The following is a 22,221-nucleotide window of genomic DNA, read 5'->3' as shown; positions in this document are numbered from 1 at the left end:
CAGGAAGTGTGGCCGAGCGGGCGGGCAGGGGCTGCGATGTGGCTCGACGCGGACGGAGGGGCAGTCCGACGCTGGTGCGTGGGCCGTGCGTGGGCCGTGCGTGGGCCGTGCGTGGTTCGGGGCGTGCGCAGTGTGCGTGGCGGCTCGGTGCGGGGTCGGGCTCGCGGGTTCAGCGGGCGTCTTCCGGCAGCAGCCGGGCGAGGGTGCGGACGGCGCGGTACTGGAGGGTCTTGATCGCGCCCTCGTTCTTGCCCATCACGCGAGCGGTCTCGGCGACGGAGAGGCCCTGGAGGAACCGGAGCGTCACGCACTCCTGCTGCTGCGGGTTGAGCCGCCGTACGGCGTCGAGCAGCGCGGCGTTGGAGAGGGACTCCAGGACGGAGTCCTCGGGGGAACGCTCGACCTCGTTGGCGTCGAGCATCTCCCCGGTGGTCACTTCGAGCCGGAAGCGGCTGGACTTGAAGTGGTCGGCGACGAGGTTGCGGGCGATGGTGACGAGCCAGGCACCGAAGTCGCGGCCCTGCCAGGTGAAGGTGCCGATCCGCCGGAGAGCGCGCAGGAAGGTCTCGCTGGTGAGGTCCTCGGCGGTCGCCCTGCCGCCCACGCGGTAGTAGATGTAGCGGTACACGGTGTCGCTGTACTGGTCGTACAGACGTCCGAAGGCGTCCGCCTCGCCGGCCTGGGCCCGCTCGACGAGCTCCATCATGCGGGCGCTGTCACTGTCCGCGGCCGGGCGGCGTGCCGTGGCGGCGGCGGAGCCGGAGCGGCCCCGTCTGCCGCCGACCGTGGTGCTGCCGTCCGCCAGTGCGTAGCACGGGCCGACAGGGGCGGCGGTGGCGAAGGCGGGGACTGCGTACGCGGGGGGGACGAAGCCGCGCAACAGGTCGCGGACCGTTGCGCGCAGCGCAGCCAGGCCCGAGGTGTCAACCCCGACGTGTGGGTACACGGGACTCCCAGAGGCAGAGCTTGCATCACGTTCAGTGCGGGACCGTTCACCCGTCGTGGCGACGGAGGGGTACCGGATTGCGTCTGAGGAGAATAACGCTTAGTACAGGGGGCGCTACACCCAGTTGCTCAAATCATCGATTACGTCGCTTCCGTAACCGATTGACGCCCACTCAAATACCGCACAGTGAACGATTGTTGATCGAATGATTCCGATTTCCGTTTGAGTACGTCGCGTGTTGTGGCCGGGCGCGGGTGAGGAGGGGGCCCGTGGGAGTGCGGCCCCGGAGGCTGAAGTCGTGTGCGGAGGGTGAGGGTCCGGGAGCGGGAATCAGCCCGAACGGACCAGCCCTCCTCTGCCGCACGTCAGCGAGCGGCCGGTGGCTTCCGCCGCCAAGTGGCGTAACCGTGCAGGGAGTGGCCCCGTAGCTGTCCCGATCTCAGGCGGCGGCTGTCAGCGGCGGCGGCGGTGCAGGGCGATCGCCGCCGCCGTGCCGCCCGCCACCGCGCCCACGCCGGCCGCCGCCGGCAGGCCCACCTTCGCCGCCTTGCGGGCCGTGCGGTAATCGCGCAGTCGCCAGTCGTGGGCGCGGGCGTGTTTGCGGAGCTTCGCGTCCGGGTTGATCGCGTAGGGGTGGCCCACCAGCGACAGCATCGGGATGTCGTTGTGGGAGTCGCTGTATGCAGCGCAGCGGGAGAGGGTCAGGCCTTCCGCCGCCGCCAGCGCGCGCACAGCCTCCGCCTTCGCCGGGCCGTGCAGGGGCTCGCCCACCAGCTTGCCCGTGTACACGCCGTCGACGGACTCCGCCACCGTGCCCAGCGCCCCTGTCAGGCCCAGGCGGCGGGCGATCACCGTGGCGATCTCGACGGGCGCGGCCGTGACCAGCCACACCCGCTGACCCGCGTCCAGGTGTGCCTGCGCCAGCGCCCGCGTGCCCGGCCAGATCCGCTCGGCCATGTACTCGTCGTAGATCTCCTCGCCGATCGACATCAGCTCGGCGACGCGATGGCCCTTCACGATCGACAGCGCCGAGTCCCGCGCGTCCTGCATGTGCTCGGGGTCCTCCACCCCGGCCAGCCGAAACCATGCCTGCTGCCACGCGAACTTCGCCAGATCGCGCGTCTCGAAGAACTTTCGCTTGTACAGGCCGCGGCCGAAGTGGAACAGCGCGGCGCCCTGCATCACAGTGTTGTCCAGGTCGAAGAACGCGGCGGCTTTGTCGTCGCCGAGAACCGGGAACTGGGCCTCCGGCTCGGAGGCGTCCTGTGAGGCGGTGTCCTGCGACGACCTGCGCGCTGCCTCCGCCGAGGCCTCGCCTGCCAACACGCTCCGCGCCGTGGCGGAGCGCCTACGGGGGGTGAGCCATCCGAGAGCGGCCATGCCGTGAGCATAGCCAGTTTGTTCGGTGCATCCGGAGTCGAGAGGTCGGAGGCTGCGGACTCTGCGTTACGTGTCGTTGACGCAGCCGGGAAGGAGTCGTTCCGGAAGGCGTCGCCGTCGGCGTGGCGGCCGGGCCCGAACGTGGCCGGTCGGGGTGCCAGGTAGGGCCGGACGGGGTGCCGGTTGCGGCCGGTCGGCCCCTCATCTTTTTGCCCGGCGGGGCGAGAATGGCCGACATGAGTCCCCTCTTTCGGCGGGAGCCCGCCCAGAAGGCCCGGAACGAGCAGGCCGCCCAGGAGCACCTCGTCACCCTCATCGGGAAGCCCGGCTGTCATCTGTGCGATGACGCACGGGTCGTCATCGAGAAGGTCTGCGGTGAGCTCGGCGTCCCCTGGGAGCAGAAGGACATCACCCAGGACGAGGAGCTCCATCGTCAGTACTGGGAACAGATCCCGGTCGTTCTGGTCGACGGCGCGCAGCACACGTTCTGGCGTGTGAACGAGGACCGGCTGCGCAAGGCCCTCGCCTGAGGGGCCCTGGACGTCCCCGCGGAACTGACCGAGCAGTCCAAGTGGTCCGGAAAGTCGCTTAGGATCGACGGCGATCGGTCTCGGGGGCATGGATTGTTGAGGAGAGTGTGCGGTTTTGCCCCCAGGACGAAAGGGACGCTGGTGCGCGTGCGCCGGTTCCGCATCAAGGCGCCAGGGGTGCGTGACCCCGGTCACGTTGGCCGGGCAAATCGGACACTATCTTTGTGCACGCGTTCACAAAGACATAGCCTGCATTCGACGGGGCGGTCTGGGGACGTATGACCGCCTGCAGCCCCGCTCTACCCGCAGGAGCACCGTGGCAACTGGCCGAACTCACCGACCGGCGACCCGCAGCCGAGGCATTCCCGAGGCCACCGTCGCCAGGCTTCCGCTGTACCTCCGAGCGCTGACCGCACTGTCGGAGCGCTCGGTACCCACCGTCTCCTCCGAGGAGCTGGCCGCTGCCGCGGGCGTCAATTCCGCGAAGCTGCGCAAGGACTTCTCCTACCTCGGTTCCTACGGGACCCGGGGCGTGGGCTACGACGTCGAGTATCTCGTGTACCAGATCTCCCGCGAGCTGGGCCTGACCCAGGACTGGCCGGTTGTGATCGTCGGTATCGGTAACCTCGGCGCGGCGCTGGCCAATTACGGCGGGTTCGCGTCCCGTGGTTTCCGGATCGCGGCGCTCATCGACGCGGATCCGGCGATGGCCGGGAAGCCGGTCGCGGGTATCCCGGTCCAGCACACCGACGACCTGGAAAAGATCATCAAGAGCAACGGCGTGTCGATCGGTGTCATCGCGACCCCGGCAGGCGCCGCTCAGCAGGTCTGTGACCGGCTCGTGGGCGCGGGTGTGACCTCCATCCTGAACTTCGCGCCGACCGTGCTGTCCGTCCCGGACGGCGTCGACGTACGCAAGGTCGACCTCTCCATCGAGCTGCAGATCCTCGCCTTCCACGAGCAGCGCAAGGCCGGCGAGGAGACCCTGCCCGACGGCCTGCCGGCCTCCTCAGCCGCGGCCCGCGAGGCCACTGACAAGGGGCCCGACGGGGACGTCCCCGCCGTGATGCCGGCATGAGTCTCCTCGTTGTCGGGCTGAGCCACCGCAGCGCGCCGGTCAGTGTCCTCGAGCGAGCCGCGCTGGCCGCGGACGCCCAGGCCAAGCTGGTCCAGGACACGCTTGCCGCCGAGCCGGCCACCGAGGCCGCGGTGCTCGCCACCTGCAACCGCATCGAGCTGTACGCCGACGTGGACAAGTTCCACGCCGGTGTCGCCGAGCTGTCCACCCTCCTCGCCCAGCACAGCGGGGTCGGCCTCGACGAGCTGACCCCGTACCTCTACGTGCACTACGAGGACCGGGCCGTACACCACCTGTTCTCGGTGGCCTGCGGGCTCGATTCCATGGTCGTGGGCGAGGGGCAGATCCTCGGCCAGATCAAGGACTCCCTGGCCGCGGCGCAGGAACGCCACACCGCCGGCCGACTGCTGAACGACCTGTTCCAGCAGGCCCTGCGGGTCGGCAAGCGCGCCCACTCGGAAACGGGTATCGACCGGGCCGGGCAGTCGCTGGTGACCTTCGGCCTGGAGCAGCTGTCGTCCGGTACGCCGGTCGAGACCTGGGCCAAGGGCAAGCGCGCCCTCGTGATCGGCGCCGGCTCCATGTCCTCGCTGGCCGCGGCGACCCTCGCGCGCGCCGGGGTCACCGAGGTCGTGATCGCCAACCGCACCTTCGAGCGCGCCGAGCGGCTCGCGCAGATCCTGACGGAGGCGGACGACACGGAGGTGTCGGCGCGCGCCGTACCGATGGCGGCGGTGCCGGACGAGCTGACGCGTGCCGACGTCGCGGTGTCCTGTACGGGCGCGACCGGCCTGGTCCTCACGGCCCAGGCGGTCGCCACCGCGCTGGAGGGACGCGTGGAGGGGCCGGTGACGCCCGTGACCCCGCTCGCTCCCGCTCAAGGGGCCGAGTCCCGGGACGAGGGCCCGGCCACGGGCTCGGACACCGAGGACGGTTGCCCGCTCGACCTGGCTGCGGTGCAGGGCACGGCCGGCTTCTCGGTGCTCGGCGAGGCCGCCGTCGCCGGGATGGCCGCCGCCGAGCTGGAGCAGCACGCCGCCTGGGTGGACAAGGGTACCGAGGAGCCGCGCAGCGGCCGTGCCGCCGCCACTGCCGTGCTCGCCCCGGAGGCCGAAGCCGACGCGATCACCGCGCTGGTCGCGACCGTCGCCACCACCGGCCGGGTCCCCGAGCGTCGTCGTCCCGAACCCGTTGAGATCCCCCGCCCCGCGCCCGTGCTCGCGCTGCTCGACCTCGCGATGCCGCGGGACATCGACGCGGCCGTGCACCGGCTGCTCGGCGCACGGCTCGTCGACATCGAGTCGCTCGCCGAGGCGTCCGCGGACGCGCCGATGGCCGCCGACGTGGACCGGGTGCGGCGGATCGTCTCAGACGAGGTCGCCGCGTTCGGCGCCGCCTTGCGCGCCGCGCACATCACGCCCACGGTCGTGGCGCTGCGCACGATGGCCGCCGACGTGGTGGCGAACGAGATCGCGCGCCTGGAGGGACGCCTGCCCGGCCTCGACACCAAGCACCGCGCCGAGATCACGCAGACCGTGCGGCGCGTCGTCGACAAGCTGTTGCACGCGCCGACCGTACGGATCAAGCAGCTGGCGGCCGAGCCCGGCGGCGCGGGATACGCGGACGCGCTACGCACCCTGTTCGACCTCGACCCCGAGACGGTTGCCTCCGTCTCCCGGGCCGAGGACACCGAGAACGACACGAACATCGAGAACGCCAAGAACCGAGGGCGAGCATGAGTGAGCAGGCACTGAGGCTGGGGACCAGGCGCAGCAAGCTGGCCATGGCCCAGTCCGGTCAGGTCGCGGACGCCGTGACCAGGGTGACCGGACGGCCCGTGGAGCTCGTGGAGATCACGACGTACGGCGACACCTCCCGCGAGCACCTCGCGCAGATCGGCGGCACCGGTGTGTTCGTGGCGGCCCTGCGCGAGGCGCTCCTGCGCGGCGAGGTCGACTTCGCGGTGCACTCCCTCAAGGATCTGCCGACCGCGCAGCCGGAGGGCCTGGTGCTGGCCGCCGTACCCCTGCGTGAGGACCCGCGTGACGTGATCATCGCGCGTGACGCCCTGAAGTTCGCCGACCTGCCCCGCGGGGCCCGCATAGGCACCGGTTCGCCGCGCCGCATGGCGCAGCTGAACGCGTACGCCCGCGCCCACGGCCTCGACATCGAGACGGTCCCGATCCGGGGCAACGTCGACACACGCATCGGATTCGTCCGTGACGGAGAGCTGGACGCGGTGGTTCTCGCCGCGGCCGGACTCAACCGCCTCGGGCGCATCGACGAGGTGACCGACTTCCTGTCGGTCGACACGGTTCTGCCCGCCCCCGGCCAGGGGGCACTGGCGATCGAATGCAGGGCGGGGAAGACCGCCCAAGACACCGCACTGATTGCCGCGCTCGCCGAGCTCGACGACCCCTTCACCCGGGTCGCCGTGACCGCTGAGCGGTCCCTGCTCGCCGCCCTGGAGGCCGGTTGCAGCGCCCCCGTGGGCGCGTTGGCCGACCTTCCCCCACTCTCGGCTCCGCTCGAGCGGGGGGACCCCCAGGCCGACGGGCAGACTGTCAAGGAAATGCGCCTGCGCGGCGTCGTCGGCACGCCCGACGGCTCGTCGCTGGTGCAGCTGTCCACCACCGGTCCCGTGCCTGAGACGCATGACCAGGCGATGGCGCTCGGTCGCGAACTCGCCACCGAGATGCTCACCAAGGGCGCGGCCGGTCTGATGGGGGAGCGAGCACATTGAGCCCCACCACCCTTCCCGCCGGCCTCGACCACGGGCACGTCACCTTCCTCGGTGCCGGACCCGGGGATCCGGGACTTCTCACTCTGCGCGCCGTGGAGGCGCTGGCGAACGCGGACGTTCTCGTCGGCGAGCACGAGGTGCTCGACGTGGTGCGTACGCATGCCAGGGCCGGCGTCGCCGTCCTGAACACGGACCCGTCGGCGGGCACGCCCCAACTAGCGGTAGTCGGCGGTGAGTCGACAACCGCTGGCGTCCCTGCGCCGAGGGATGCCGCACATCTTGTCATGGAGGCAGCGCGGGGCGGCAGGCGGGTCGTCCGTGCGGTGACCGGGGACCCGGGCCTTGACGCGTACGCGGCCGAGGAGATGCTGGCGTGCGCCGCCGCGGGCGTCCCGTTCGAGGTCGTCCCGGGTATCGCCACCGCTGTGGGTGTGCCCGCGTACGCGGGTGTGCCGCTGCGGGACGCGGAGGGCACGGACGTCCGGTTCGTGGACGCGCGGACCGCCTCCGACCGCTGCTGGACCGAGGTCGGTGCTTCGGACTGCACGGTCGTGGTCTCCACGACCCTGGACTCGGTGGCCGCCGCCGCCGGAGAACTGGTGGCCGCGGGCCGTAAGCCGGACACCGCGCTCACGGTGACGATCGGCGGTACGACGACCCGGCAGCGCACCTGGTCCGCGACGCTCGGCTCGATCGCGCAGACGCTGAAGCAGGCGAAGGTCCTGCCGTCCCCCGAGGGCGGCCGGCCGGTGATAGCCGTGGTCGGTGAGCGTTCCGCCGCGCAGCGCGACCAACTGTCGTGGTTCGAGAGCAAGCCGCTGTTCGGCTGGAAGGTTCTCGTCCCGCGGACGAAGGAGCAGGCGGCGTCGCTCTCCGACCAACTGCGGTCGTACGGGGCCGTGCCGCACGAGGTGCCGACGATCGCCGTCGAGCCGCCGCGCACCCCCCAGCAGATGGAGCGGGCGGTCAAGGGCCTGGTGACGGGCCGGTACGAGTGGATCGCGTTCACGTCGGTCAACGCGGTGAAGGCGGTCCGGGAGAAGTTCGAGGAGTACGGCCTCGACGCGCGGGCCTTCGCGGGTATCAAGGTGGCCGCGGTCGGCGAGCAGACGGCGAAGGCGCTGGTGGCCTTCGGTGTGAAGCCGGACCTGATCCCGTCCGGGGAGCAGTCCGCCGCGGGCCTGCTGGAGGACTGGCCGCCGTACGACCCGGTGTTCGACCCGATCGACCGTGTCTTCCTGCCGCGCGCCGACATCGCCACGGAGACCCTGGTCGCCGGCCTGATCGAACTGGGCTGGGAAGTCGACGACGTCACGGCGTACCGGACGGTCCGCGCCTCGCCGCCGCCGGCCGAGACCCGCGAGGCGATCAAGGGCGGTGGCTTCGACGCGGTCCTGTTCACGTCGTCGTCGACGGTCCGGAACCTGGTGGGCATCGCGGGCAAGCCGCACAACGTGACGGTGATCGCGTGCATCGGCCCGGCGACCGCGAAGACGGCAGAGGAGCACGGCCTGCGGGTCGACGTCATGGCGCCCGAGCCGTCGGTCCACAAGCTGACCGAGGCGCTGGCGGACTTCGGCCTCAAGCGGCGCGCCGCCGCGCTGGCGGCCGGGGACCCGGTGACGCGGCCGAGCGAGCGGAGGCCGGGGGCGCGGAGGCGTCGTTCGACCACCTGACGCAGGTCCCTGCATCGGCGTGCGTCTGGCCGCACAGATAGAGAGAAAGGCGCCCCCGGTTCGGGGGGCGCCCTCTTCTTCTGCTTCTTGCGCTCCCGCAAGCCGGGGGTGCGGCGGAGGTCCCGTGGGTCGTCATGCGACCGGTTCTCCGTGCTCGAGGACCGCCTCGGTGGAGCGGGGAGGGCAGGGGTCGCGGAGGCGGAAACAGGCGGCCTCCGCCCCGACGTCGCGTCGGCAAAAGGACCCCCGGGGCGGGCGTAGCGTAGGTGGCATGACGAAGTACGGATCCTTCCCTGGTACCCGTCCCCGGCGGCTGCGTACGACGCCCGCCATGCGCCGTATGGTCGCCGAGACCCGGCTTCACCCGGCCGACTTCATCCTTCCCGCCTTCGTGCGGGAGGGCGTCAGCGAGCCCGTGCCGATCGCCGCCATGCCCGGGGTCGTGCAGCACACCCGCGACAGCCTCAAGAAGGCCGCGCTGGAGGCCGTGGAGGCCGGAATCTCCGGGATCATGCTGTTCGGTGTGCCCGAGGAGTCGAAGAAGGACGCCGTCGGGACGCCGGGTACCGACCCGGACGGGATCCTGCAGGTCGCGCTGCGGGACGTGCGCGCCGAGGTCGGGGACGAACTGCTCGTCATGTCCGACCTGTGCCTGGACGAGGTCACCGACCACGGGCACTGCGGCGTCCTCGACGCCGACGGCCGGGTCGACAACGACGCCACGTTGGAGCGGTACGCCGAGATGGCGCAGGTGCAGGCCGACGCGGGGGCACACATCGTGGGCCCCAGCGGGATGATGGACGGCCAGATCGGCGTCATCCGCGACGCGCTCGACCAGATCGGGCGCGAGGACGTGTCCATCCTCGCCTACACCGTCAAGTACTCCTCCGCCTTCTACGGGCCCTTCCGGGAGGCTGTCGGCTCCTCGCTGCAGGGTGACCGCAAGACCTACCAGCAGGACCCCGCCAACCTGCGCGAGTCGCTGCGGGAACTGGCCCTCGACCTGGAGGAGGGCGCCGACATGGTGATGGTGAAGCCGGCCGGGCCCTACCTCGACATCCTCGCGCGGGTCGCCGACGCCGTGGACGTGCCCGTCGCCGCGTACCAGATCTCCGGCGAGTACTCGATGGTCGAGGCCGCCGCCGAGAAGGGCTGGGTCGACCGGGACCGGGCGATCCTGGAGACCCTGACCGGCATCAAGCGGGCCGGGGCCCGCAACATCCTCACCTACTGGGCCGTCGAGGCCGCGCAGAAGCTGCGCTGAGACACACCGTCGCCGCAGGGCCCGCCCACCGTCTCCACGGATCCGGAGACGGTGGGCGGGCCCTCGTCGCGTACGCCCGACCGTCCTGGCAGCCCGTGAGGGCGGCGGTCGCGGTGAGCACGAGCACCGTGGCGATCGAGCCGTCGTCGAACGGGTTGGCCGGCTTGCGGACGGCGTGGCTCCGGTTCGCCGCAGGGGAGGGCGCCAAACGGCCCTGGAGGCTAGGTTGTTGACCATCAGTCGGACCGTCCAGGGAGACGCCTCATGCCCGGTGATGCCCTCAACCACGACCCCGCCGAGCTGCGAAGGAGGATCGACACCACCAAGGCGCACCCCGCCCGGGTCTACGACGTCTTCCTCGGCGGCAAGGACCACTACCCGGCCGACCTCGCGGCGGCCGCCGCCGGGCTCGCCGCCAACCCCCGTGGCTACCTCGACGTCCGGCACAACCGGGACTTCCTGCGCCGTGCCGTGACCACGCTGGCGGCACAGGACGGCATCCGCCAGTTCCTGGACATCGGCACCGGCCTGCCCACCGCGGAGAACGTCCACCAGATCGCCCAGCGGATCAACCCCGAGGCACGGGTGGTGTACGTCGACAACGACCCGATCGTCCTCGCGCACGCGCGTGCGCTGCTCACCAGCGGCCCCGAGGGACGCACCGACTACATCGACGCCGACCTGAAGAACCCGGCGCACATCCTCGAACAGGCCGCGAAGACCCTGGACTTCGACCAGCCGATCGCGCTGTGCCTGGTCGCGATCCTCCACTTCGTCGAGGACGAGGAGGCCTACCCGATCGTGCGCGAACTGGTCGACGCCCTGCCCTCCGGCAGTCGTCTGGTGCTCAGCCACCTCACCGAGGACCTGAACGCCGAGAACATCCGCGCGGTGCAACGCACGTACACCGAACGCGGCTTCACCTTCGTCCTGCGCTCCAAGGCGGAGGTGGAACGCTTCTTCACCGACAGCGCGCTGGAACTCGCCGAGCCGGGCGTCGTCCCCGCCCATCACTGGCACCCGGACCATGCCGCCCCGGTCCCGGACCAGCCGGAACCGGCGTACCTGGACACCCTCGACGACATCGAGAAGGTCCGCTACCACGACATCAACGACGTGACGGACGCCGACATCAACGTGTACGCGGCGATGGCCGGTAAGAGGTAAGTCTGCGACTGCGAAACGGCAATGGAAGGGCCCGTACCCGGCAGGTGCCGGGTACGGGCCCTTCCTCGGTCTGCTCAGAGGCGCTCAGGGGTCCTGATGCCCAGCAGCGCCATGCCCTGGTGCAGGGTGCGGGCGGTGACGTCGCACAGGAAGAGGCGGTTCTCGACCTGCTCCGGCGTCTCGGCCTTCAGGACCGGGCACTTGTCGTAGAAGGCGGTGTAGAGGGACGCCAACTGGTAGAGGTACGCGGCCAGCTTGTGTGGGGCGTACTCCGCCGCGGCCTCCGCGACCGTCTCCGCGAACCGGTCCACGTGCAGGCCCAACGCGCGCTCCGCGCCGGCCAGTTCCAGCTCCGGGTGCGCGGCCGGGCGTACCTCGCCGGCCTTGCGGAGGATGGACTGGATACGGGCGTACGCGTACTGGAGATAGACGGACGTGTCGCCGTTCAGCGACACCATCTGGTCCAGGTCGAACTTGTAGTCGCGGCTCGCCGACGTCGACAGGTCCGCGTACTTCACCGCGCCGATGCCCACCTGGGTACCCCGCTCGGCGATCTCCTCCTCGGAGAGGTCCTGGGCCTTCTCCCGTACGACCGCCGACGCGCGCTCGATCGCCTCGTCGAGAAGGTCGACCAGCCGGACCGTCTCGCCCGCACGCGTCTTGAACGGCTTGCCGTCCTTGCCGAGGACCGTGCCGAAGGCGAGGTGGACCGCCTGCACGCCGTCGTTCAGCCAGCCCGCCCTGCGGGCCGTCTCGAAGACCATCTTCAGGTGCAGGGCCTGACGGGCGTCGATGACGTAGAGGAGGGTGCTCGACTTCAGGTTGACGACACGGTCACGGATCGCGGACAGGTCGGTCGCCGCGTAGCCGTAGCCGCCGTCGGACTTGCGGACGATCAGCGGGACCGGGTTGCCGTCCGGGCCCTTGATGTCGTCGAAGAACACGCACAGCGCGCCCTCCGACTCGACCGCGATGCCCGCCTCCTGAAGGAGCCGGCACGTCTCGTCCAGCATGTCGTTGTAACCCGACTCACCGACGATGTCCGGGTCCCGGATCTCCATGTCCAGCTTCTCGAAGACGGAGAAGAAGTAGATCTTCGACTCGTCGACGAACTTCTGCCACATGGCCAGGGTCTCGGGGTCCCCCGCCTGAAGGGCGACCACCCGGCGCCGGGCGCGCGTCTTGAACTCCTCGTCGGAGTCGAACTTCTTGCGCGCGGCCTTGTAGAGGCGGTCGAGGTTCGACATCGCCTCCTCGCCCGAAGTCGCGGTGTCCTCGGCGGACGCCTTGTGGTCCAGCTCGTGCGGGTGCTCCTCCAGGTACTGGATGAGCATGCCGAACTGGGTTCCCCAGTCGCCGATGTGGTGGCGGCGGATCACGGTCTCGCCGGTGAACTCCAGGAGCTGGACGAGCGAGTCGCCGATCACCGCGGAGCGCAGGTGGCCGACGTGCATCTCCTTGGCCACGTTCGGCTGGGCGTAGTCGATGACCGTGGTGCCCGGGTGCTCCGCGTACGGCACGCCCAGACGGCCCTCGGAGTCGGCGAGGCGGGCGGCGAGGTTCTCGGTGATCGCCCGGTCGGTGACCGTGATGTTGAGGAAGCCGGGGCCGGAGACCTCGATGTCCTTGATCACGTCACCGGTGACGACCTTGTCCACGACCTGGGTCGCCAGTTCCCGGGGGTTCGCCTTCGACTTCTTCGCCAGCGCCAGGATCCCGTTGGCCTGGAAGTCGGCCCGGTCGCTTCGTCGCAGCAGCGGGTCCGCGTCGGCCTGAGGCACGGTGGCCGTGAGGGCGGTCGCGAGGTGCTGGTTGACGGAGGCGGTGAGGGACGTGACCGAGGCCATGGGGTGGGTGCCGTTCTCCTCGAGGATCTGATGGTCAGGCTCAGTATCCCACGGGGGGTAAAGCGGTTTTCGCGCAAGCGCCGGGCCGGGCGTGTGCCGGTCTCCTGGTGTCGCGGCGGTCGCGGCAGCGTCGCGGCCAGGGGCTTTGCCGTCTCCGGGCAAGGCCTTGAAAAGCGGTTTTCGTGGATGTGGCTCGGGCTGGGACAATGGAGCGGCCAGCCGTGTGACCATGCCGGCTGCTTGTGAGGAACTCCCAGATAAAGAGGACGTGCCGATCGTGGCTCAGAGCACCGAGACCACCGACTGGGTCTCCCGTTTCGCGGATGAGGTCATCGAAGAGTCGGAGCGCCGGGCCCCGGGCAAACCGGTCGTCGTCGCGTCGGGACTTTCCCCCTCGGGCCCCATCCACCTGGGGAACCTGCGCGAGGTCATGACCCCGCACCTCGTCGCCGACGAGATCCGGCGGCGCGGGTACCAGGTCCGGCACGTGATCTCCTGGGACGACTACGACCGGTACCGGAAGGTGCCTGCGGGCATCGCGGGCATCGACGAGTCCTGGGCCGAGCACATCGGCAAGCCGCTGACCTCGGTGCCGGCGCCCAAGGGCTCCGCGTACCCGAACTGGGCCGAGCACTTCAAGGCCGCGATGATCGAGTCGCTGGCAGCGCTGGGCGTGGAGTTCGACGGAATCAGTCAGACGGCCCAGTACACCTCCGGCGCCTACCGCGAGCAGATCCTGCACGCCATGAAGCACCGCGGCGACATCGACGCGATCCTCGCCCAGTACCGGACCAAGCCGAAGCCGGCCAAGAAGCAGCAGCAGAAGCCGGTCGACGAGGCCGAGCTGGAGGCCGAGGAGGGCTCGGGCGCCGCATCCGAGGACGACGGCAGCTCCGGCTCCGCCGGGTACTTCCCGTACAAGCCGTACTGCGGCAACTGCGAGAAGGACCTGACGACCGTCACCTCGTACGACGACGACAGCACCGAGCTGGCGTACACGTGCGACGCGTGCGGCTTCTCGGAGACCGTCCGGCTGAGCGAGTTCAACCGCGGCAAGCTGGTCTGGAAGGTCGACTGGCCCATGCGCTGGGCGTACGAGGGTGTCGTCTTCGAGCCCTCGGGCGTCGACCACTCGTCCCCCGGCTCCAGCTTCCAGGTCGGTGGCCAGATCGTCGGGATCTTCGGCGGCAAGCAGCCCATCGGGCCCATGTACGCGTTCGTCGGCATCAGCGGGATGGCGAAGATGTCGTCGTCCCGGGGCGGTGTCCCCACCCCCGCCGACGCGCTGAAGATCATGGAGCCGCAGCTCCTGCGGTGGCTGTACGCCCGCCGCAGGCCCAACCAGTCCTTCAAGATCGCCTTCGACCAGGAGATCCAGCGGCTCTACGACGAGTGGGACAAGCTGGCGGGCAAGGTCGCCGACGGCAGCGCGCTGCCGGGCGACGTGGCCGCGTACACCCGGGCGGTCGGTACGGCCGGCGCCCCGCTGCCGGCCACCTCGCGCCCGCTGCCGTACCGCACGCTCGCGTCCGTCGCCGACATCACCGCCGGCCACCAGGACCAGGCCCTGCGCATCCTGTCCGACCTCGACCCGGCCAACCCGCTGGCCTCGCTCGACGAGGCCCGCCCGCGGTACGACAGGGCCGAGGCGTGGATCAACACCCACGTCCCCGCCGACCAGCGCACCATCGTCCGTGACGAGCCCGACACCGAGCTGCTGAAGTCCCTGGACGAGCAGGCGCAGCAGTCGCTGCGGCTGCTGCTCGACGGGCTGGCGGAGAACTGGTCCCTGGACGGGCTCACCCACCTCGTGTACGGCGTGCCCAAGGTCCAGGCCGGCTTCGCCGCCGACGCCACGCCCAAGGAACTGCCGCCGGAGATCAAGACCGCCCAGCGGACGTTCTTCGCGCTCCTCTACCACCTGCTCGTCGGCCGCGACACCGGGCCGCGGCTGCCCACCCTGCTGCTCGCGGTGGGGCAGGACCGGGTACGGACCCTGCTCGGGGAGTAGTAGGAGAACCACTTGAGTACGACGAGGGGGCGCCCGGTGTTCACCGGGCGCCCCCTCGTCGTACTCGCCTGTGGTCAGGCGATGTGGTCCTCCTGCAGCTCCGTGTTGAAGCGCTTGGAGAAGCGGGTCACCATGCGCTTGGCGGCGGCGTCGCCGAGGGAGATGTTGTACGTCGCCTCGACGCTGTCGCTGAACTCACGGGGCGTGGGCAGGCTGCCGTTGATCGACTGGCGGAAGACCTGGTAGTAGTCCTCCTCGCCCGGTTCCGTGCCGGCACCCTCACCGAGCTGGCGGGTGCGGTTCGGGCCCGCCGGGATGGGGAAGCTGCCGGTCTCCTCCCCGGTGGGCTCCTGGACGGGGGGTTCCTGCGGCTGCTCCTGGTGCTCCCGGTACTGCTCGTCCTGGAGCCCCTGCTCCTGGAACTGCTGCTCCTCGTACCACTGCCAGTGCTCTTCATCGAGGTCGTGGGGAGGCTCTGGTTCGTACGCCGGGTCGTAGCCGCCGTGGTACTCGACCTGCTGCGGGGACTTGAACCAAGGGTTGTGGTCGGGGGCCGGTACAGAGGCGGGGGCCTGAACGTCCTCGGGGTGCCCGGGGTTCGGCCCGCCCTCCAACTCGGGGCGCTGCTCCCCGGCAGGCGCCGCGTTCTGCGGGGCGGGCGCCGTCTCGGCGGCCGGACCGGCCACGGTCACCTCCACCGGGGGCGCCGGCGGTATCAGGGCCGGTTCGATTCCGGCCGCCGCCAGACCCGCCGGGGCCGTCTCCGCCAGCGGGACGCCGTACCGCGCGAGCCTCAGCGGCATCAGCGACTCCACCGGGGCCTTGCGCCGCCAGGCCCGGCCGAAGCGGGAATGCAGCCGCGCCTGGTAGACGAGACGTTCCTGCTCCAGTTTGATCACCTGTTCGTAGGAGCGCAGCTCCCACAGCTTCATACGGCGCCAGAGCAGAAAGGTGGGGATCGGGGAGAGCAGCCAGCGGGTTACGCGGACGCCCTCCATGTGCTTGTCCGCGGTGATGTCCGCGATCCGGCCGATCGCGTGCCGGGCCGCCTCGACGGCGACCACGAACAGGACCGGGATCACCGCGTGCATGCCCACGCCCAGCGGGTCGGGCCAGGCCGCCGCGCCGTTGAACGCGATCGTCGCCGCCGTCAGCAGCCACGCCGTCTGACGCAGCAGGGGGAAGGGGATGCGGATCCAGGTCAGCAGCAGGTCCAGGCCCAGCAGCACACAGATGCCGGCGTCGATGCCGATCGGGAAGACGTAGCTGAAGTTCCCGAAGCCCTTTTTGATGGCCAGCTCACGAACGGCCGCGTACGAACCCGCGAAGCCGATCCCGGCGATGATGACGGCGCCGGTGACGACCACGCCGATCAGAACCCGGTGTATTCGTGTGAGCTGCAGTGGCGCGGCCACCTTTAAATCCCCTTCCAGAACGTGTTGTTGCGCGCAACAGAGTGGCACACACATGTGGCGAACGTGTGGCCGCAGTGGCCGGAGCCCGGTCCGTGACAGGACCGGGCTCCGGCAACTTCCCTGATGAAGTTATGAGTTGGGCCCGGTCAGCTCTTCCCGGACTTCGCTGCGGGCGAGGACGCGCCCTTCGACGCCTCCTGTGAGGGGGAGCCGCTCGCCTTGCCGCTTTCCTTGTTCGCCGCGGAGACGGCCGACACCGTCTCCTTGACGGCCTTTTCGGCGGCCTTTGCCAGGTCGTCGGCGTTCGGCGTCTTGTCGCCCGCCAGGCCCGCGCCGTTGTAGTCGAGGGTGACGACGACGTTCTCCACGCGCGTCACGATCGTCTGCTGCTTGAAGGCGCCTTCCTTCTTCTTCAGGTCGTAGCGCACTGCCGTCGCCTCGTCGCCCACCCCCGCGACCGGCTCCGACTTGGCGTTCGTCGCGCCCTCCACGGCCTTCGTGTCCCGCACCTGCTTGGTGTAGTACTCGTGCGCGAGCTTGTTGCCCTCGCCGAGTGTGGCGTCCGACTCGAAACGCAGCAGGGAGACGTTGAGCCAGCGGTACTGGGAGCCCTTGACGCCGTTGTTCTCCAGGCTGTTCCACGAGCAGCTCGACCGCTTCCCCGTATCGTCCGACGTTCCTTCCTTGCCGGACTTCGCCCCCTTCGGTACGAGGTCGCTCAGGGTCTTGCCGGACAGGACGGAGCAGGGCGCCGGCAGTTTCCCGTACGCGGCGGGCTGCACGGTGTTCGCCGAGGCGCTCTTCGAGGCCTGCGGGCTGGAGGTCTGCTTCTTGGCGTCGCCGTCCGAGCCGGAACCGGAGTCGGAGGAGCAGCCGGCGGCGACGAGCACGGCCGGGACGGCGGCCGCGCAGACGAGGAGGCGGCGAAGGCGTGGGCCCCGCCGGCCCGGCTGCTGCTCGCCCTGGGCGTGCTGGTCTCTCCCCCACTGCCCAGAGGGCGTGGGAGGTATCCCCGTGTCTCGCTGTGCAGGTCGGTGCATGGTTCCTTCACTCATGACGCTCGTGGATCGTGCGGTCGGATCGGGTCCGAGGGGTCACGGTACGCGGTGGTGACGCGTGCGTCGTGAGGTCCGGTCTTCCGGGCGGGGGGTTGCGCGGGGGTGCGTCAGCCGAGTGAACCGGCGAGCCGTTGGGCCAGTTTCTGGGCCTTTTCCTGCATGACCTGGCTGCTCGGAGCTGTTTTCGCGGGTGCCGACTGCTCGTCGTACTCGATGGTCACGATCACGTTGGACGTGCGAAACGCCACAGTCACGGTGCGCTGCTGGGCGGTGCCCGGCTGGTCGTTCAGGAACGCCTCGTCGCCGAGGTCGTCGAGGGCGCGGGGTTCGAGGTCCGTAGAGGTGCCGGTGACGGACGGGCTTCCGGAGGTGGGGGCGGCCGGGGAGCCGGAGGGTGTGGTGGTCGCGCTCGGGCTGCCGGAGGCGGAGGCGTCCGGGGAGGGGGAGCCGGAATCGGAGTCCTCGCTGGAGTCGGCGCTGGGCAGGGTGATGTTCGCGGTCTTCGCCTTGTCGGCGAAGACCTGCTGGGCCCGGTCGTCGTCGCTGACCGTGGTGTCGTACGACACCACCCGCTCGAAGTCGACGTACAGATGGTCGGATGCGTCGGCCGACTCGGTCTTCCAACGGCAGCCGGAGCGCCGGTCGTTGTCGTAGGTGAGCTCGGCTTGGCCTCCGTAGGCCTTGTCGCGCTGTTCCTGGTCGGCTATCTGCTTGATACCGGGCAGGAGCGAGTCGAGCGCGCCGTGGCTCACGGAGCTGCACGCGTCGGCGAGGGTGCGGTACTTGCCGGGTTCGGCGGCCGCGCTCGCGGCGGAGCCGCCGGACCCGGAACCGTCCGCCGGGCTGTCGCCACCGGAGCCGCTGGTGCAGGCGGTCAGCAGTGCCGCGAGGAGCATGGCAGCGCCTGGTACGTACGCCTTCCGCTGCACGGTGGGGATCCTCTCGACGGTTCTGTGCGCTGTGTTCGCTGGTTATTCGGTTGCCGCGCGGGGCGGGGCCCTGGACACAATGTGTATCGCACGCACTGCCGTGGACGCCGGTCCGTTGTCCTTTACGTCGACCTTGGCTCCGGTTTTTGCGTTTTGAGGCTTCTGTTGTTCTTCGGGGGAATCGAGGAGATATGTCGTACGTAGAGATGCAGGGGGCGAAGGTCCCGATCCGGATGTGGACGGACCCGGCGACAATCGAGGGCGCCGCGATGCAGCAGTTGCAGAACGTGGCGACGCTGCCGTGGATCAAGGGCCTCGCGGTCATGCCGGACGTCCACTACGGCAAGGGGGCGACGGTCGGTTCGGTCATCGCGATGCGGGACGCGGTGTGTCCGGCGGCGGTCGGGGTCGACATCGGCTGCGGGATGTCCGCGGTCCGCACGTCGCTCACGGCGAACGATCTGCCCGGGGATCTGTCGCGGCTGCGGTCGAAGATCGAGCAGGCGATTCCGGTGGGGCGCGGGATGCATGACAGTCCGGTCGACCCGGGGCGGTTGCACGGGCTGGCGACGTCCGGGTGGGACGACTTCTGGGGGCGGTTCGACGGGGTTGCGGAGGCGGTGAAGTTCCGCGCGGAGCGCGCGACCAAGCAGATGGGAAGCCTCGGTTCCGGGAACCACTTCATCGAGGTCTGCACGGACACCACCGGTGCCGTCTGGCTGATGCTGCACTCCGGGTCCCGGAACATCGGCAAGGAACTGGCCGAGTACCACATCGGCGTGGCCCAGAAGCTCCCGCACAACCAGGGCCTGATCGACCGTGACCTCGCCGTCTTCGTGGCGAACACCCCGCAGATGGCGGCGTACCGCAACGACCTGTACTGGGCGCAGGAGTACGCCAAGTACAACCGCACGCTGATGATGGCGCTCCTCAAGGACGTGGTCCGCAAGGAGTTCAAGAAGGCGAAGCCGACCTTCGAGTCGGAGATCTCCTGCCACCACAACTATGTGGCGGAGGAGCGGTACGAGGGCATGGATCTGCTCGTGACCCGCAAGGGCGCGATCCGGGCCGGCTCGGGCGAGTACGGCATCATCCCGGGCTCCATGGGCACGGGTTCGTACATCGTGAAGGGCCTCGGCAACGAGAAGGCGTTCAACTCGGCGTCGCACGGCGCGGGCCGGCGCATGAGCCGCAACGCGGCGAAGCGCCGTTTCACGGCGAAGGACCTTCAGGACCAGACGCGGGGCGTGGAGTGCCGCAAGGACTCCGGCGTCGTGGACGAGATCCCGAGCGCGTACAAGCCGATCGAGAAGGTCATCGACCAGCAGCGTGACCTCGTCGAGGTCGTGGCGAAGCTGAAGCAGGTCGTCTGCGTGAAGGGCTGACGCGGCAGGCCCCCGGCCGGAACCGGGGGCCTTCCCGGGACGGGCCCCTCGGCCGGGTCGGCCGGGGCTCACCTCTGCCGGTGGACCTTTGTGTTCGACGCCTGCGCACGCGGGCGGACCACCAGGAGGTCGATGTTGACGTGGCTGGGGCGGGTGACCGCCCAACTGATCGTCTCGGCCACGTCGTCCGCCGTCAGGGGCTCGGCGACGCCCTCGTACACCTTCGCCGCCTTCTCCTGGTCACCGGCGAAGCGGGTCAGCGCGAACTCGTCCGTCTTCACCATGCCGGGGGCGACCTCGATCACCCGGACCGGGGTACCGACGATCTCCAGGCGGAGGGTCTCCGCGAGGACGTGCTCGGCGTGCTTGGCGGCGACATAGCCCGCGCCGCCCTCGTACGTTCCGTGGCCCGCGGTGGAGGAGACCACCACCACCGTGCCGTCGCCGCTCGTCGTCAGCGCGGGCAGCAGGGCCTGGGTGACGTTCAGGGTGCCGAGCACGTTCGTCTCGTACATCCGGCGCCAGTCGTCGGGGTCGCCGGTCGCGACCGGGTCCGCGCCGAGCGCGCCGCCCGCGTTGTTGACCAGGACAGCGATGGTCTGGAAGGCGGTGGCGAACTCGTCGACCGCCCCGCGCTCGGTGACGTCCAGTGCGTATGCCGTCGCCGAGTGGCCCGCGGTGGTCAGTTCTTCCGCGAGCGCCTCGATGCGGTCCTTGCGGCGGGCGGTGAGGACGACGCGGTAGCCCGCGGCGGCGAGCCGGCGGGCCGTCGCGGCGCCGATTCCGCTGCTCGCGCCGGTGACGACAGCGATGCGGGAGGCGGCGGAAGGTGCGGCGGCGGTCATGGGCTGCTCCTCGGCAGGCTCGTGCGGACGGGCACACGGATCGGCTGGTACAGGGCTTTGGGTGCGGGGCGTTGGTACTGGGTCGTCGGTACGGGATGTTGCCAATGGGGCGTTCGCACGGGTGTCCCTACGGGCCGGCGAGCGACTTCCGCCCAGGATAGGCGCCCGCGGTGAGGGCCCGGTGGAGTGCCCGAGGCGTGGCCGGTCGGGTGCCTGAGAGTGGTCAGTTCCCCCGCGGCGCCCACATGATCACGGCCATTCCGGCGAGGCAGATCAGCGCGCCGGTCACGTCCCAGCGGTCGGGGCGGTAGCCGTCCGCCACCATGCCCCAGGCCAGCGACCCGGCCACGAAGACGCCACCGTACGCGGCGAGGATGCGGCCGAAGTGCGCGTCCGGCTGGAGGGTGGCGACGAAGCCGTAGACGCCGAGGGCCATCACGCCCGCGCCGACCCACACCCAGCCGCGGTGTTCGCGCACGCCCTGCCACACGAGCCAGGCGCCGCCGATCTCGAACAGCGCGGCGACGACGAAGAGGGCGGCGGAGCGAAGGATCAGCATGCGGCCACCTTCGCACGCTGCTCGCGGCGCGCCCGAGGAGGGCTGCCACCGTCACCGCCCGCACCACCTCACCTGCCCGGCGGCGCCTGCCACGTCGGGCACATGGCATCCGCTCAGGCGGACGGCCGCTGCGCACGGGGCGTGTACGCCGTCGGCGGTACCCCCACCGTCGTCGTGAAGTCCCGCACCAGATGGGCCTGGTCGGCGTAGCCGAGGTCCGCCGCCAGGCCCGCCCAGTCCACGGCCTGGTCGGACTCCGCGTGCTCCAGTACCTCGTGGATGCGATAGCGCAGGATGACCCACTTCGGCCCCACCCCCACGTACGCGGCGAACAGGCGCTGCAGGAGGCGTACGGACATGCCCTCCGCCCGTGCGAAGTCGGCGACGCGGCGGATCGTGCGGTCCGTGCGGATACGGTCGACGAGGGTTGTCGCGAGCTCGGCCTGCGGGTCCGGGCGGGGGGCGAGGCTCAGCAGGAAGGCGTCCAGGGCGGCCACACGGGCGCGTTCGTCGTCGGGGGTGAGGACCGCCGCCGGGTCCACGTCCGGGTAGAACTCGGACAGGGGGACACGGCGGTCCGTCCAGTCCGTCACCGGAGAGCCGGGCGCGAAGGGGCGGAAGCCGCCTGGACGGAACTGGATCCCGCACACCCGGCCCCTGCCCTCCAGCTTCTGTGTGAACAGCTTCAGACCGATGCCCGAGAGTTCACCGAAGGGCGGCCGGCCCTCGTAGCGCTGGAAGACGATGTTCACCGACGGGTGCGGTACGACATGGGACGCGTGCGGCTGTGACAGGTCCCAGTCCATCAGCCAGTAGTGCTCCAGATAGGGGCGCAGGGGCTCGGCCGGCTCATGGCGACGGAAGGCGACGCGCGAGAGGAGTTCCGCGGCGTCGACGATGCCTCGTGTGTCTCGGCGTGGGGCAGCCATGGACGGATCGTACGAGCGGGCACTGACAATGACGGCGGCGCTGCGTCCGCCTCGGCCGTCCGGCGTCGGGTCGCACCAGTGGCGGTGCGGACCGTACGGTCCGGTGCGGCCCTGGGCGTGGGTGAGGGATGGGCCGCCGCCGTCGTCGTACCGTTCCGGCCCATCCCTCCCGCGCCGACCGGATCCCGGGGGTTCCAGGACCGGCCGGGCGGCTTCCGTGTCGTAAAACACACGTCCGTTGGGCGCCCCGCGGACGTCCACGGGGTCGTCGCGGCGCTCCACGGGGAGGCGGCGGGACCGGGAGGGCGATCGGCGCCCCCGGCGACGAGCCCCAACTCGTCGGCCGGTGCCCGCGATCGCCCCGTCCCGGTCCGCCTCGATGGCTCTTCGTGCCCCGTCCTCGGGCGGGGACGCGGCTCGTGACGACACCCTGGCCCGACCAGGTAAGTCACCGCGTTC

Annotated in this window: 18 protein-coding genes; 9 read left to right on the top strand and 9 right to left on the bottom strand. The window is 70.5% G+C overall.

The features are described 5' to 3' along the window. Positions 1-169: 169 nt before the first annotated feature. Both ACWDEX_RS11695 and ACWDEX_RS11690 read right to left on the bottom strand, forming a co-directional pair. Entirely contained in the window at positions 170-946 is a 777-nt protein-coding gene (locus ACWDEX_RS11695) for an ECF subfamily RNA polymerase sigma factor, BldN family (RefSeq protein ID WP_450463075.1), read from the bottom strand. A gap of 453 nt (positions 947-1,399) precedes the next feature. Further along, a complete protein-coding gene (locus tag ACWDEX_RS11690) occupies positions 1,400-2,326 on the bottom strand; it encodes an HAD family hydrolase (protein ID WP_450463074.1) in 927 nt (308 codons plus the stop codon). A gap of 227 nt (positions 2,327-2,553) precedes the next feature. On the opposite strand from ACWDEX_RS11690, the gene ACWDEX_RS11685 reads away from it, so the two are divergent. The 7 genes from ACWDEX_RS11685 (at position 2,554) to ACWDEX_RS11655 (ending at position 10,784) form a co-directional block, all read left to right on the top strand. Then, positions 2,554-2,856: a glutaredoxin family protein gene (locus tag ACWDEX_RS11685; RefSeq protein ID WP_450463073.1), complete on the top strand. Its 303-nt coding sequence runs from the start codon at positions 2,554-2,556 to the stop codon at positions 2,854-2,856. A 316-nt stretch (positions 2,857-3,172) separates the two neighbouring features. Beyond that, positions 3,173-3,934 carry a redox-sensing transcriptional repressor Rex gene (locus ACWDEX_RS11680; protein WP_450463072.1) on the top strand — a complete coding sequence of 254 codons (762 nt, stop codon included), beginning with the start codon at positions 3,173-3,175 and terminating at the stop codon, positions 3,932-3,934. Next, positions 3,931-5,673, top strand: a complete 1,743-nt coding sequence (locus ACWDEX_RS11675; protein ID WP_450463071.1) for a glutamyl-tRNA reductase — start codon at positions 3,931-3,933, stop codon at positions 5,671-5,673. The genes ACWDEX_RS11680 and ACWDEX_RS11675 overlap by 4 nt, the downstream gene beginning before the upstream one ends. Next, positions 5,670-6,677 carry a hydroxymethylbilane synthase gene (gene hemC / locus ACWDEX_RS11670; protein WP_450463070.1) on the top strand — a complete coding sequence of 336 codons (1,008 nt, stop codon included), beginning with the start codon at positions 5,670-5,672 and terminating at the stop codon, positions 6,675-6,677. Before ACWDEX_RS11675 ends, hemC begins: the two co-directional genes overlap by 4 nt. Beyond that, positions 6,674-8,353: a uroporphyrinogen-III synthase gene (locus ACWDEX_RS11665; protein ID WP_450463069.1), complete on the top strand. Its 1,680-nt coding sequence runs from the start codon at positions 6,674-6,676 to the stop codon at positions 8,351-8,353. The genes hemC and ACWDEX_RS11665 overlap by 4 nt, the downstream gene beginning before the upstream one ends. A gap of 271 nt (positions 8,354-8,624) precedes the next feature. Further along, entirely contained in the window at positions 8,625-9,617 is a 993-nt protein-coding gene (gene hemB, locus ACWDEX_RS11660; protein WP_450463068.1) for a porphobilinogen synthase, read from the top strand. Between the two features lie 264 nt (positions 9,618-9,881). Next, positions 9,882-10,784, top strand: coding sequence for an SAM-dependent methyltransferase (locus tag ACWDEX_RS11655; RefSeq protein ID WP_450463067.1), 903 nt, complete (start codon positions 9,882-9,884; stop codon positions 10,782-10,784). A 74-nt stretch (positions 10,785-10,858) separates the two neighbouring features. On the opposite strand, the gene argS is transcribed toward ACWDEX_RS11655, so the two are convergent. Then, positions 10,859-12,631: an arginine--tRNA ligase gene (gene argS, locus ACWDEX_RS11650; RefSeq protein WP_450463066.1), complete on the bottom strand. Its 1,773-nt coding sequence runs from the start codon at positions 12,629-12,631 to the stop codon at positions 10,859-10,861. Between the two features lie 268 nt (positions 12,632-12,899). Between argS and lysS the strand changes: the two genes are divergently transcribed. Beyond that, on the top strand, positions 12,900-14,642 hold the full coding sequence (gene lysS / locus ACWDEX_RS11645; RefSeq protein WP_450463065.1) for a lysine--tRNA ligase: 1,743 nt from the start codon (positions 12,900-12,902) through the stop codon (positions 14,640-14,642). Positions 14,643-14,716: 74 nt separating this feature from the next. Here lysS and ACWDEX_RS11640 read toward each other — a convergent pair whose 3' ends face one another. The 3 genes from ACWDEX_RS11640 to ACWDEX_RS11630 all read right to left on the bottom strand — a co-directional run bounded on the left by ACWDEX_RS11640 (position 14,717) and on the right by ACWDEX_RS11630 (position 18,044). Next, entirely contained in the window at positions 14,717-16,057 is a 1,341-nt protein-coding gene (locus tag ACWDEX_RS11640; protein ID WP_450463064.1) for a DUF2637 domain-containing protein, read from the bottom strand. 146 nt (positions 16,058-16,203) lie between these two features. Continuing rightward, positions 16,204-17,097, bottom strand: coding sequence for a DUF3558 family protein (locus ACWDEX_RS11635; protein ID WP_450463063.1), 894 nt, complete (start codon positions 17,095-17,097; stop codon positions 16,204-16,206). 125 nt (positions 17,098-17,222) lie between these two features. Beyond that, entirely contained in the window at positions 17,223-18,044 is an 822-nt protein-coding gene (locus ACWDEX_RS11630) for a DUF3558 domain-containing protein (protein ID WP_450463062.1), read from the bottom strand. Positions 18,045-18,235: 191 nt separating this feature from the next. On the opposite strand from ACWDEX_RS11630, the gene ACWDEX_RS11625 reads away from it, so the two are divergent. Beyond that, the gene (locus ACWDEX_RS11625) at positions 18,236-19,429 is read left to right on the top strand and encodes an RtcB family protein (protein ID WP_450463061.1); all 1,194 of its coding nucleotides are present in this window, start codon (positions 18,236-18,238) and stop codon (positions 19,427-19,429) included. Between the two features lie 68 nt (positions 19,430-19,497). On the opposite strand, the gene ACWDEX_RS11620 is transcribed toward ACWDEX_RS11625, so the two are convergent. The 3 genes from ACWDEX_RS11620 to ACWDEX_RS11610 all read right to left on the bottom strand — a co-directional run bounded on the left by ACWDEX_RS11620 (position 19,498) and on the right by ACWDEX_RS11610 (position 21,762). Next, positions 19,498-20,274, bottom strand: coding sequence for an SDR family NAD(P)-dependent oxidoreductase (locus ACWDEX_RS11620; RefSeq protein ID WP_450463060.1), 777 nt, complete (start codon positions 20,272-20,274; stop codon positions 19,498-19,500). A gap of 223 nt (positions 20,275-20,497) precedes the next feature. Next, positions 20,498-20,833 (bottom strand): YnfA family protein, encoded by a 336-nt coding sequence (locus ACWDEX_RS11615; protein WP_450463059.1) that lies wholly within the window; start codon positions 20,831-20,833, stop codon positions 20,498-20,500. Between the two features lie 113 nt (positions 20,834-20,946). Beyond that, positions 20,947-21,762, bottom strand: coding sequence for an AraC family transcriptional regulator (locus ACWDEX_RS11610; RefSeq protein WP_450463058.1), 816 nt, complete (start codon positions 21,760-21,762; stop codon positions 20,947-20,949). Positions 21,763-22,221: the final 459 nt, after the last annotated feature.

The organism is Streptomyces sp. NPDC001020 (assembly GCF_053599115.1).
Note: the sequence above shows the minus strand (reverse complement) of the source record. Positions and strands in the feature narration are given on the sequence as shown.

What these genes read in the sequence shown, in the direction of transcription:
- ACWDEX_RS11690 (WP_450463074.1), bottom strand. Translation starts at nt 2,326, where the DNA reads ATGGCCGCTCTCGGATGGCTCACCCCCCGTAGGCGCTCCGCCACGGCG.
- ACWDEX_RS11685 (WP_450463073.1), top strand. Translation starts at nt 2,554, where the DNA reads ATGGCCGACATGAGTCCCCTCTTTCGGCGGGAGCCCGCCCAGAAGGCC.
- ACWDEX_RS11675 (WP_450463071.1), top strand. Translation starts at nt 3,931, where the DNA reads ATGAGTCTCCTCGTTGTCGGGCTGAGCCACCGCAGCGCGCCGGTCAGT.
- hemC (WP_450463070.1), top strand. Translation starts at nt 5,670, where the DNA reads ATGAGTGAGCAGGCACTGAGGCTGGGGACCAGGCGCAGCAAGCTGGCC.
- hemB (WP_450463068.1), top strand. Translation starts at nt 8,625, where the DNA reads ATGACGAAGTACGGATCCTTCCCTGGTACCCGTCCCCGGCGGCTGCGT.
- ACWDEX_RS11655 (WP_450463067.1), top strand. Translation starts at nt 9,882, where the DNA reads ATGCCCGGTGATGCCCTCAACCACGACCCCGCCGAGCTGCGAAGGAGG.
- argS (WP_450463066.1), bottom strand. Translation starts at nt 12,631, where the DNA reads ATGGCCTCGGTCACGTCCCTCACCGCCTCCGTCAACCAGCACCTCGCG.
- ACWDEX_RS11635 (WP_450463063.1), bottom strand. Translation starts at nt 17,097, where the DNA reads ATGCACCGACCTGCACAGCGAGACACGGGGATACCTCCCACGCCCTCT.
- ACWDEX_RS11625 (WP_450463061.1), top strand. Translation starts at nt 18,236, where the DNA reads ATGTCGTACGTAGAGATGCAGGGGGCGAAGGTCCCGATCCGGATGTGG.
- ACWDEX_RS11620 (WP_450463060.1), bottom strand. Translation starts at nt 20,274, where the DNA reads ATGACCGCCGCCGCACCTTCCGCCGCCTCCCGCATCGCTGTCGTCACC.
- ACWDEX_RS11615 (WP_450463059.1), bottom strand. Translation starts at nt 20,833, where the DNA reads ATGCTGATCCTTCGCTCCGCCGCCCTCTTCGTCGTCGCCGCGCTGTTC.
- ACWDEX_RS11610 (WP_450463058.1), bottom strand. Translation starts at nt 21,762, where the DNA reads ATGGCTGCCCCACGCCGAGACACACGAGGCATCGTCGACGCCGCGGAA.